This window comes from Streptomyces sp. CNQ085, from assembly GCF_022614595.1.
GTDB lineage: Bacteria > Actinomycetota > Actinomycetes > Streptomycetales > Streptomycetaceae > Streptomyces.
Map to the genome: position 1 here is coordinate 8,286 of NZ_JAJFAU010000106.1, position 9,065 is coordinate 17,350.

Here is a 9,065-nt window from a genome sequence, read left to right on the forward strand (position 1 = left end):
GGCCACCCGGATCACCCTTCCGGTGCCGGGTCCCGCCACCCCGGCCGGGACGGCGGGGACGACAGACACGGCGAGGGGTGCGTCCGGCCCTCCGCACCGGGAACCGCCGGCCCCGCGGGCAGCCGCCGAGCAGGACGCACCGGCCCGCGGCACGACCGGCCCGGCTCAGCCCCGCGCCACCGTCATGGGGTCGTCCAGGACCGGCTGCCAGGCGAGTTCGGCGGCGCCCACCAGACCGCTGTAGTCCAGTTCGCAGGCGAGCACCGGCACCTTGCCGCTGCGCCCCCACAGGCTGCGCTCGGCGATGACGCTCCGCAGCCGCTCGGCGTCGGCCTCCAGCAGGGCGCGGTGCAGCCCTCCGAGGATGATCCGGTCGGGGTCGAGGATGTTGACCAGGCCGGCCAGCCCCAGTCCGAGCCGGTCGATGAGCAGATGGGCCGCCTCGTGCACGGCCGGATCGGTGGCGTACTCCGTGCGCAGCAGTTCCAGGGCGCGTCTGAGCAGGCCGGTCTCGGGGCCGGGCTCGCGGCCGGCGGCCTCCAGGAAGGCCAGCGGATCGGTCTCCACGTCCAGGCAGCCGCGCCCGCCGCAGTGGCAGGGCCTGCCGTCCGGGTCCACGGTGAGATGGCCGACCTCCAGGGCCAGCCCAGAACTGCCGGTGTGCAGGCGGCCGTCGAGGACGAGAGCGCCGCCGACGCCGCGGTGCCCGGTGGCCACGCACAACAAATCGCGGGCGCCGCGGCCCGCGCCGTGGCGGTGCTCGGCCAGGGCCACGAGGTTGACGTCGTTGGCGGCGAAACCGGCCGCGGGCGCGTCGCCGGACGGCCCGGTGACACCGGCCTCGGCCAGGCAGCGGGTGAAGATGTGCCGCACCGGCGCACCCGGGGGCCAGGCCAGGTGCAGCGGGTTGAGGGCGGTACCCTCCGGCTCGGCAACGGCGGAGGGCACCGCCAGGCCGGCGCCCAGGCAGCGCCGCCCGGTCTCGCGCAGCAGCCCGGCCCCGGCGCCGACGACCTCGGTGAGCACCTGGGCCGGGTCGGCCTCCACGGTCACGGCGCCGGGCACGGTGGCGACGATCCGGCCACCGAGCCCGACGAGGGCGGCACGGAACCCGTCGGCGTGCACCTGGGCCGCCAGGACGACCGGCCCCTCGGGGGCGACCGACAGCCGGTGGGAGGGACGGCCCTGGGAACCGGCGGCGACGGCCGGCCGGGAGTCGACGGTGATCAGCCCGAGCGCCTCCAGCTCCGCGGCCACCGCTCCGGCGGTCGCCCGGGTCACGCCGAGTTCCGCGGTGAGCACGGCGCGGGTGGGCGCGCGTCCGGTGTGCACGAGTTCCAGCGCCGGGCCGAGGGCGCCACGGCCTCTCTCCAGCTTTGTCGTATGCGTCGGGGTCACCTCCCCATTCTGGCTTTGTATTCACCGCGAACAAAGCGGGGCGGTCCGACCGCCTCGAACAGGGCTGAGCACTCCCCGGCGCCCCCTGGCACACTGCCTGTCGTGGGCATCGACAGCTACCTCTCGGAGCCGTCCGGCCAGAGGGCGGGGCACCGAGGTCCTCGCCGGCCCTCTCCCCGGAGCCGCCGGCGGCGAGCCGGGATGAGGGCGTGGCGGGCGGACCGCGCCGGTCACCGGGAAGACCACGGCCTCCCGCCTCGCACCGTGGAACCGGCGGCCGTACGGGGAGCGGGTGTCCGCCGAGGGGCGCGGCACTCGCCCGCCCGCGGCGCTCCGGCTCCGCCGTCCGGTGAAGCGGCCCGCCCTCCCGGAGCGCGCGGACCTCCCGAGGGGCACGCGAAGCCGGCCGCGGCCACGCGGATCACCGGCCTTCGGGGGAAGATCCACTGGAACGCCGTCCAGGACGTAGGCTCATTGGGGCGGTGAGGGAGGGCACATGGCTGAGGGTCTGCGATTCGAACTGCTCGGGCCGCTGCGAGCCTTGCACGAGGGGAACGAGGTGCCGCTGGGACCGCCCCGGCAGCGGGCGGTACTCGCCGTCCTGCTGCTCCAGGAGGGACGGACGATGTCGTACGAGGCGTTGGTGAGCGCGGTCTGGGGCTGCGAACCGCCCTCGCACGTAAGGAACCTGGCCCAGAAGTACGTCTCCGGTCTGCGCCGGGCCTTCGGGGCGGCGGGGGGAGGCGGATCGCCACCGGAACTGGTGTGGACCGGCAGCGGCTACCGCTTGGAGAACGCCCGGATCGATGACCTGGCGGAACGGCGGACGCTGCTGCGCGAGGCGCTGTCCGCGCGGGAGTCGGGCGACCCGCACCGGGCGGGCACGCTGGCGAGGCAGGCGGAGGAGCTGTGGCGCGGCGAGTTCGCCGAAGGCCTGACCGGCCCCTACCTGGACGGCGAGCGGCGCCGCTGGGCCGAGAAGCGGCTGATGGTGCTGGAGACCCGGCTGGAGGGCGACCTGGAGATGGGCCTGTACCGCGAGTGCGTCCACGAGCTGACGCGGCAGGTGGCCCGGCACCCGCTGCGCGAGCGGCTGGTGGGACTTCTGGTGCTGGCCCTGTACCGCTGCGGCCGTCCCGCGGACGCTCTGGCGGCGTACGAGGAGGCCAGGCGCCGGCTCGTGGACGAGCGGGGGGCGGAGCCCGGCCCCGCGCTGCGGGAGCTGCACGCGCGGATCGCGCGCCAGGACCCCTCGCTGCTGCCGGAGTCGGCGCTGGCCTCCTGACCCCGGCCCGGCCCGGAAGGAAGCCCTGGCCCCGGCCGGCCGGCGCCCCGTCTTCCGGATCGCCCTGGAGCGATGAACCGGTGACCGGGGCACTGGGAAGTGGCGCCCGGAGTTCAGCGGTCCATTCTTTCCAGGGCCCGCCGGGCCAGGGGATGGGTGCGGACGAGCTCCCCGAGGGTGGTTGTTCCCCGGGTGATCCTCGCGAAGGCGTTCCACGCCGGGCGAAAACCGGTGAGCACCGCGTGCAGCAGTTTCGGGCGGCGGGCGAAGACGGCGTGCATCCGGCCGCCCACCCCCATCTCCACGCCGAGGCCCGACTTGACGGCGAAGGCGTAGTTGAGCGCCTGGCGGCGGGCGTCCACCGCGTCGTGCGCCTCGGCGACCCGCGCCGCCCACTCCCCGGCCAGCCGGCCGGAGCGCAGCGCGAAGGAGATGCCCTCGCGCGTCCAGGGCTCCAGCAGCCCCGCCGCGTCCCCGCAGACCAGGACCCGGCCCCGGGTCAGCGGGGAGTCCGCCGAGCGGCAGCGGGTGAGGTGGCCGGAGGACACCTCGGGCTCGAACCCGGACAACCCGAGGCGGGCGATGAAGTCCTCCAGATAGCGCTTGGTGGCCGCGCCCTCGCCGCGAGCGGAGATCACCCCCACCGTGAGGGTGTCGCCCTTGGGGAACACCCAGCCGTAACTGCCGGGCAGCGGGCCCCAGTCGATGAGGACACGGCCCGCCCAGTCCTCGGCCACCGGCGGCGGCACCGGGATCTCGGCCTCCAGCCCCAGGTCCACCTGGTCGACCTTCACCCCGACGTGGGCCCCTATCCGGCTGGCGCTGCCGTCCGCGCCGACCACGGCGCGGGCCAGGACGGTGCGGCCGTCGGAGAGGACCACGGCGACGGTGCGACGGTCGGGGACGGCCGGGCCGTGCTGCTCGACGCGGGTGACGGCGGCCCCCGTCCACAGCTCCGCGCCGGCCTTCTGCGCGGACTCCACCAGCGCGTGGTCGAACTCGGGCCGGTTGACCAGCCCGAACAGCATGTTCCGGGAGTGCCGGGTGCGGGCGAACCTGCCGTCCAGCGAGAACGTCACCGCGTAAACCCGGTCACGCAGGGGCAGTTCGAAGCCGGGCGGCAGGGCGTCCCTGGAGGGCCCGATGATGCCGCCGCCGCAGGTCTTGTAGCGGGGGAGTTCGGCTTTCTCCAGAAGCAGGACCCGGCGCCCGGTGACGGCCGCGGCATACGCCGCGGAGGCCCCGGCCGGCCCGGCTCCCACCACCACCACGTCCCACACCGGGTCCTGTCGGTCCGTGCCCTCGGCGCTCTCGGCGCTTTCCCTGCTCACGTGTGTTACCGCTCCCGCTCGGCCGCTTCCGGTTACCGCCGCATCCTAGTGCCGCGTCCGCCCGGATCCCCTGTGGGAGTATCGGCACCACACATTCGCCTGTACGTACGGTGATCCCGCCCGCAGGCACACAACGCGGTACCACGAAGGAGCGTTCCCATGGCGCACGACGCATTGGCAGCCACCGTAGCCTCGCTGATGCCCCGGGCCCGTACCGAGCTCGGCGAACTGGTGGCCTTCAAGTCGGTCGCCGACCCGGCGCAGTTCCCGCCCGAGGAGTGCGCGGGGGCGGCCCGGTGGGTGGCGGACGCGCTGCGCGCGGAGGGCTTCACCGGCGTGTCCCTGCTGGACACCCCGGACGGCACGCAGTCGGTCTACGGCTTCCTGCCGGGCCCGGCCGGCGCCCCCACCGTGCTGCTGTACGCCCACTACGACGTGCAGCCTCCGCTGGACGAGGCGGCCTGGCTCTCTCCGCCGTTCACGCTGACCGAGCGCGACGGACGGTGGTACGGGCGCGGCGCCGCCGACTGCAAGGGCGGCTTCATCATGCACCTGCTCGCGCTGCGTGCCCTGAAGGCCGACGGCGGGGTGCCGGTGAACGTCAAGGTGATCGCCGAGGGCTCCGAGGAGATGGGCATGGGAGGGCTGGAGCTCTACGCCGAGGCGCACCCGGAGCTGCTGACCGCCGACGCCATCGTCATCGGGGACTCCGGGAACTTCCGCGCCGGGCTGCCGACCGTCACCGCGACGCTGCGCGGGATGACCATGCTGAAGGTCAGGGTGGACACCCTGGAGGGCAACCTGCACTCCGGCCAGTTCGGTGGCGCCGCCCCGGACGCGCTCGCGGCCCTCATCCGGATGCTGGACTCGCTGCGCGCCGAGGACGGCTCGACGACCGTCGACGGGCTCTCCCCGGACGCCTCCTGGGAGGGGCTGCAGTATCCGGAGGAGGACTTCCGCAGGGACGCCAGGGTGCTCGACGGGGTGGAGTTGATCGGCTCGGGCACCGTAGCCGACCGCATCTGGGCCCGTGCCGCCGTCACCGTCCTGGGCATCGACTGCCCACCCGTGGTCGGCGCCACCCCGTCGGTGCAGGCGAGCGCCCAGGCGCTGATCAGCCTGCGGGTGCCGCCGGGCACGGACGCCGCCGAGGCCACCGCCCTGCTCACCACCCACCTGGAGTCCCACATCCCCTGGGGCGCGCGGTTGGCCGTGGAGCAGGTGGGCCAGGGCCAGCCGTTCAGCGCCGACACCACCAGCCCGGCGTACACCGCGATGGCCGAGGCGATGCGCGAGGCGTACGACGGCGCCGAGATGGCCACCGCCGGCATGGGCGGCTCGATCCCGCTGTGCGACACCCTGGGCAGGCTCTACCCGAAGGCGGAGATCCTGCTGATCGGTCTGAGCGAGCCGGAGGCTCAGATCCACGCGGTCAACGAGAGCGTCTCCCCGGAGGAGCTGCGACGGCTGTCGGTGGCCGAGGCGCTGTTCCTGCGCAGGTACGCCGAGACCGCGTGCGGCTGACCGGCCTCCGGCGTGTGACGGCCCGGGTCCGCGCGGTGCGCGGCCGGCCGTCACACGCCGACCGGTGTGCCCGCCTCCAGGTTGAGCGTGACGCCCCGCTCGCGCGCCCGCAGCGCCCAGCGGAGCCTCTTCATCCGCACCGGGGGCAGCATCGCGGCGGCCTCCCGCTCGGTGGCGAAGCGCCAGCCGCGCAGTTCCGAGCCGGGCAGCAGCAGGTCGCGGGCGGCCGCGGTGGTCAGCCGGCCGCCGTCGAAGAGCAGCCGCAGACCGCCGTAGCCGGGCGGCCGGGGCGGCTCCCAGTCGACGACGAGCAGCCGGAGCACGGTGTCCAGCCGCAACCCCAGCTCCTCGGCCACCTCGCGCAGCCCGGCACGGGCCGGCGGTTCACCGGGCTCGACCACGCCGCCGGGGAACTCCCAGCCGGGTTTGTAGGTCGGGTCGACCAGCAGCACCCGGTCCGCCTCGTCGAAGAGGAGGACCCCGGCCGCCACGGTCTCCGCCGTCGGTTCCGGTGTCTGCACGATGTCGCAGGCGCCCTCTCCCGCGCGTATCGCCTCCGCCACCTTCTCGGCGGTCTGCCGGGGGGTGAGGAAGGTGGCGTCGACGGTGTGCGCGTCGGCCCGGAGCCAGTCCGGCACCCGCTGCCCGGCCGCCGGGTGCCGGACCGGCCGCGGGTAGCGGTCGCCCGCCGCGGCGCCGCAGACGGCGGCTCCGCCGTCCCCGGACGTCCCCCCGGTCTCCCCGCGCCGGGCGGCCCGCTCGCGGCGGATCGTTTCCCCGACCTCCAGGAACACATGTCGCACGGGGATGCGGCGTGCCGCCAGCCCGCCGAACACCTCGTCGCGGTACTCCTGCCGCAGCAGCGTCATCGGCACCACCAGAGTGCCGCCCACCTCGCCGTGGACGGCGGCGGCCGTGTCCACCACCAGCCGGCGCCAGGCGGGCAGGCCCTGGCAGTCCGGCACCTCGTCCAGGCGCTTGCGCGGCAGGAGCGCGCGCAGCCCCGCGCCGATCAGGCCGGGGTCGAAGAGGTTGCTGTCCGGGAGCAGCTCGACCAGCTCACGGGCCGCCGCGGTCTTGCCCGCGCCGAAGGCGCCGTTCAACCAGACGATCACGGTTCCCCCCCATTCCGTCGTCCCCGGTTCACTGCCCGCTCCACCCCGTCCCGGAAACGCGCCCCCGCGCCCCGTCCCGCGCGCTGCCGCGCGCGTTCCGCCCCGCGCGCCGTCCCGGGGCGCCGGGCCTCTCACACGGGCCAGCCCAGCGCCTCCCGGCAGGCCGCCGCGGCTCCGACGAGGCCGGCCTCGGTGCCCGTGCCGGCGGGGACGACCTCCAGTCCCCGGGCGAAGGAGAGTGTGGCGTACTCCCCCAGCGCCCTGCGCAGCGGCGCGAACAGGACCTCCCCGGCCTGGGCCACTCCCCCTCCGACCACCGCGATCTCGATCTCGGCCAGGGTCGCGGTCGCGGCGATCCCGGCCGCCAGCGCCCGCGCGGCACGTTCGAAGGAGGCCACGGCCACCGGGTCCCCCGCCCGCGCGGCGGCGGCCACCCCGCGGGCGCTGGTGTCACCGCCCGGCCCGGGCCGCCAGCCGTTCGCCACGGCCCGGCGGGCGATGTTGGGGCCGCTGGCCAGACCTTCCACGCAGCCGCGCGCCCCGCACGGGCAGGGGTCGCCGTCGAGGTCCACGCTGATGTGGCCGATGTGGCCGGCGTTGCCGGTCGGCCCGGGGTGCAGCCTGCCGTCCAGGACCAGCCCGCCGCCCACTCCGGTGGAGACGACCATGCACAGGGCGTTGTCCCGGCCACGCGCCGCGCCCTGCCAGTGCTCGGCGGCGGTGATCGCCACACCGTCGCCCACCAGCGTCACGGGCATCCCCCCGACGGCGGCGCGCACCCCCGCCACCAGCGGGTAGTCCCGCCAGCCGGGGATGTTGACCGGGCTCACCGTGCCCCGCCGGGCATCCACCGGTCCGGCGCTTCCGATGCCCAGGGCCGCCACGCGTGGCCACTGGGCCGACGCCCTCAGTTCGCAGAGCACTTCGGCCACCGCACGCATCACGCCCTGGCCCGGCTCCCTCGCCGGGGTCGGCCGCCGGGTCCGCAGCAGCAGCCGTCCGCGGTCGTCCACCAGCGCACCCGCGATCTTGGTTCCGCCGATGTCGAGGGCGGCGAGAAGGTCCTGATCCATGGGCGGAGAGTCTCACTTATTTCTGACAACGTTGTCCACTCCATCGGCCGACTCTATGCTCTGAGGTCGTCGACGCACGAGCATGTTGCCGTGTGCGACCGTGTCACCGCCCGCCGACGACAGGACGAGACCCCACGTGGCCGACACCGCCCGCCCCGACCACACCTCCCGGCGCCGCTACGGGCTGCGGCCGACGATGAAGGATGTGGCCGCCCGCGCCGGGGTCGGCCTCAAGACCGTCTCCCGGGTCGTCAACGGCGAGCCCGGCGTCACCCCCGACACCGAGCGCAGGGTGCGCGAGGCCATCACCGCCCTCGGCTTCCGCCGCAACGACAGTGCCCGTATTCTGCGCAAGGGCCGTACCGCGAGCATCGGCCTGGTCCTGGAGGACCTCGCCGACCCCTTCTACGCCCCCCTCAGCCGCGCCGTCGAGGAGGTCGCCCGGACGCACGGCGCGCTGCTGATCAACGGCTCCAGCGCCGAGGACGGCGAACGCGAGAGGGAACTGGCGCTCGCCCTGTGCGCCCGGCGCGTGGACGGGCTGGTGATCGTTCCGGCCGGCGACGACCACCGCTACCTGGAACCGGAGATCTCCGCCGGGATCGCCACCGTCTTCGTGGACCGCCCCGCCGCCCGCATCGAGGCCGACACGGTGCTCTCCGACAGCTTCACGGGCGCGCGAGAGGGCGTCGCGCACCTCATCGCCCACGGCCACCGCGGGATCGGTTTCATCGGCGACCTGCCGCGCATCCACACCGCCGCCGAGCGGCTGCGCGGCTACCGGGTCGCGATGGCGGAGGCCGGGCTCGCGGTGGACGGCTCGTGGGTCGCGCTCGGTCCCACCGACCCCGGGCGCGTGAGGGCCGACGCCGAGCGCATGCTGGCGGGGCGGGAGTCGGCCGCGGGGCCGGTCACCGCGCTGCTGACGGGCAACAACCGGGTGACCGTCACCGTGGTACGGGTGCTGGCGGGTCTGGAGCGGCGCGTGGCGCTGGTGGGCTTCGACGACTTCGAGCTGGCCGACCTGCTGACCCCACCGGTCACCGTCATCGCACAGGAACCCGCTCTGCTGGGCCGCAGAGCCGGTGAGCTGCTCTTCCGCCGGCTGGAGGGCTCGGGTGACACGCCGCGGCGCGTCGTGCTGCCCACCCGACTGGTCCCGCGCGGCTCGGGAGAGGTCCCTCCGCACTCCTGACCCCCGCCCGGGCCCGGCCTCCCCCGGCCGGGCGCGGACCGGATCCGGGCACGCACGCGGCCGGGAAGACGGCCTCGTAGGCGGCCTGGAGCGCGTCCACCTTCGGCACGACGAGGTAGTCGGTGAACTCGGGGGCGTCGGCGG

7 protein-coding genes and 1 pseudogene are annotated in these 9,065 nt (G+C 75.3%); 3 read left to right on the forward strand and 5 right to left on the reverse strand.

The annotated features are described in order from the left end of the window. Nucleotides 1–165 precede the first annotated feature (165 nt). Entirely contained in the window at nucleotides 166–1,398 is a 1,233-nt protein-coding gene (locus LJ221_RS17210; protein ID WP_241717618.1) for an ROK family protein, read from the reverse strand. A 496-nt stretch (nucleotides 1,399–1,894) separates the two neighbouring features. Here LJ221_RS17210 and LJ221_RS17215 point away from each other — a divergent pair, with 496 nt between their 5' ends. Continuing rightward, entirely contained in the window at nucleotides 1,895–2,683 is a 789-nt protein-coding gene (locus LJ221_RS17215; protein WP_241717619.1) for an AfsR/SARP family transcriptional regulator, read from the forward strand. Between the two features lie 113 nt (nucleotides 2,684–2,796). On the opposite strand, the gene LJ221_RS17220 is transcribed toward LJ221_RS17215, so the two are convergent. Then, nucleotides 2,797–3,963, reverse strand: coding sequence for a geranylgeranyl reductase family protein (locus LJ221_RS17220; RefSeq protein ID WP_241717625.1), 1,167 nt, complete (start codon nucleotides 3,961–3,963; stop codon nucleotides 2,797–2,799). Nucleotides 3,964–4,173: 210 nt separating this feature from the next. On the opposite strand from LJ221_RS17220, the gene LJ221_RS17225 reads away from it, so the two are divergent. Beyond that, nucleotides 4,174–5,538 (forward strand): dipeptidase, encoded by a 1,365-nt coding sequence (locus tag LJ221_RS17225; protein ID WP_241717620.1) that lies wholly within the window; start codon nucleotides 4,174–4,176, stop codon nucleotides 5,536–5,538. A gap of 50 nt (nucleotides 5,539–5,588) precedes the next feature. Here the strand turns inward: LJ221_RS17225 and LJ221_RS17230 are convergent, their stop codons facing one another. Both LJ221_RS17230 and LJ221_RS17235 read right to left on the reverse strand, forming a co-directional pair. Further along, on the reverse strand, nucleotides 5,589–6,653 hold the full coding sequence (locus LJ221_RS17230; RefSeq protein ID WP_241717621.1) for an NUDIX hydrolase: 1,065 nt from the start codon (nucleotides 6,651–6,653) through the stop codon (nucleotides 5,589–5,591). 131 nt (nucleotides 6,654–6,784) lie between these two features. After that, nucleotides 6,785–7,726: an ROK family protein gene (locus tag LJ221_RS17235; RefSeq protein WP_241717622.1), complete on the reverse strand. Its 942-nt coding sequence runs from the start codon at nucleotides 7,724–7,726 to the stop codon at nucleotides 6,785–6,787. 136 nt (nucleotides 7,727–7,862) lie between these two features. Between LJ221_RS17235 and LJ221_RS17240 the strand changes: the two genes are divergently transcribed. After that, on the forward strand, nucleotides 7,863–8,921 hold the full coding sequence (locus tag LJ221_RS17240) for a LacI family DNA-binding transcriptional regulator (protein WP_241717623.1): 1,059 nt from the start codon (nucleotides 7,863–7,865) through the stop codon (nucleotides 8,919–8,921). Nucleotides 8,922–8,961: 40 nt separating this feature from the next. Here the strand turns inward: LJ221_RS17240 and LJ221_RS17245 are convergent. After that, nucleotides 8,962–9,065, reverse strand: a pseudogene (locus LJ221_RS17245) (electron transfer flavoprotein subunit alpha/FixB family protein); the annotation flags it as partial.

Coding starts and splice junctions, on each gene's coding strand:
- LJ221_RS17235 (WP_241717622.1), bottom strand. CDS start 7,726: ATGGATCAGGACCTTCTCGCCGCCCTCGACATCGGCGGAACCAAGATC.
- LJ221_RS17225 (WP_241717620.1), top strand. CDS start 4,174: ATGGCGCACGACGCATTGGCAGCCACCGTAGCCTCGCTGATGCCCCGG.
- LJ221_RS17215 (WP_241717619.1), top strand. CDS start 1,895: ATGGCTGAGGGTCTGCGATTCGAACTGCTCGGGCCGCTGCGAGCCTTG.